This is a genomic window from Mesorhizobium sp. M7A.F.Ca.AU.001.01.1.1, from assembly GCF_004022735.1.
Taxonomy (GTDB): domain Bacteria; phylum Pseudomonadota; class Alphaproteobacteria; order Rhizobiales; family Rhizobiaceae; genus Mesorhizobium; species Mesorhizobium ciceri.
Genome location: NZ_RZPF01001020.1, coordinates 1 through 1,611, shown reverse-complemented (window position 1 = coordinate 1,611; position 1,611 = coordinate 1). Strand labels below are relative to the sequence as shown.

The window sequence follows — 1,611 nt, the reverse complement described above, 5'->3', positions numbered from 1 at the left end:
CGGGGCTGCCGCATTGATCTGCGTGCGCAGCGCCAGCAGCGCATCGAGCTCGCAGTCGAGCGTCAGGTAGAAATGCGGAATGGTGGTCTTGGCCTCGACCAGGCGGCGCGCAATGGTCTTGCGCATATTGTCATGCGGGACGAGGTCGTAGGAGCCCTGTTCGAACAGTTTCAGCACCTGATCGTCCGACATCGCCTTTACCGGCGCGGCAGGAGCAGCAGCGGGCACGCCAGCCGGAGCCTTGGCGGCAGGCGCCGCCTGGGCGCCGCCACCGGCAATCGCCGCGTCGACATCCGCCTTCACCACCCGGCCATGCGGACCGGTGCCGGTCACGGCAGACACATCGACACCGGCTTCCTCGGCTATGCGACGTGCGAGCGGCGACGCGAAGGTGCGTCCTTCCGGCGACTGGCTGATCTCCCCCCTTGTGGGAGAGATGGCCGGCAGGCCAGAGGGGGGCGTCTCGCGCTGAGAGGACGGCGGGACAGCGCCCCCCTCTGTCGACTTCGTCGACATCTCCCCCACGGGTGGGGAGATTGGCGCCTTGTCCTGCTTGGCCTCGGCTTTCGCTGGAGCAGCATCGCCCCCGCTTTTCGCGGCAGCGCCTGCATCCTCACCTTCGGCAGCGAGCACGGCGATCAGAGCGTTGACCTTGACGCCTTCGGTGCCGGCGGGAACGACGAGCTTTGCGACCGTGCCCTCATCGACAGCCTCGACTTCCATCGTCGCCTTGTCGGTCTCGATCTCGGCAATGACATCGCCCGGCGAAACCTTGTCGCCTTCCTTGACGAGCCACTTGGACAGATTGCCCTCTTCCATCGTGGGCGACAGGGCCGGCATGGTGATGTTGATTGGCATTTTGTCCTCCCGCCCGGTTCAGCGATATGTGACGGCTTTGACCGCCTCGATGACTTCGCCGACGTTCGGCAAAGCCAGTTTCTCGAGGTTGGCGGCATAGGGCATCGGCACATCCTTGCCGGCGATGGTGATGACCGGCGCGTCGAGGAAATCGAAGGCGCGCTGCGACACCTGGTTGGCGATATGGTCGCCGACCGAGTTCTGCGGATATCCCTCTTCGACAACGATCAGCCGGTTGGTCTTCTTGACCGAGGCGATGATGGTGTCGAGATCGAGCGGCCGGATCGTGCGCAAGTCGATGATCTCGGCATCGATGCCCAAGCCGCGCAGCTCGGCTTCCGCCTTGACCGCATAGGTCATGCCGATGCCGAAAGAGACGATGGTGACGTCCTTGCCGGTCTTGTGGATGCGCGCCTTGCCGATCGGCAGCACGAAATCATCCAGCTTCGGCACGTCGAAGGACTGGCCATAGAGGATCTCATTCTCGAGGAAGATGATCGGATTGGGATCGCGGATCGCCGCCTTCAACAAGCCCTTGGCGTCGGCGGCGGTGTAGGGCATCACCACTTTCAGGCCCGGAATGTGGCTATACCAGGCGGCGTAGCACTGCGAGTGCTGCGCGGCGACGCGTGCGGCAGCGCCGTTCGGTCCACGGAAAACGATCGGCGCACCCATCTGGCCGCCCGACATGTAGAGCGTCTTGGCGGCGGAGTTGATGATCTGGTCGATCGCCTGCATGGCGAAGTTGAAGGT

The 1,611-nt window shown here is 64.1% G+C and carries 2 protein-coding genes; both read right to left on the bottom strand.

Annotated elements, in window-relative coordinates; genetic code table 11:
* The coding region (locus tag EN884_RS35300) for a biotin/lipoyl-containing protein (protein ID WP_128361097.1) at nt 1-858 on the bottom strand (858 nt) is incomplete at its 3' end.
* Nucleotides 859-876: 18 nt separating this feature from the next.
* Nucleotides 877-1,611: pyruvate dehydrogenase complex E1 component subunit beta (locus tag EN884_RS35295; RefSeq protein ID WP_128361096.1), on the bottom strand; the 735-nt coding region annotated here is incomplete at its 5' end.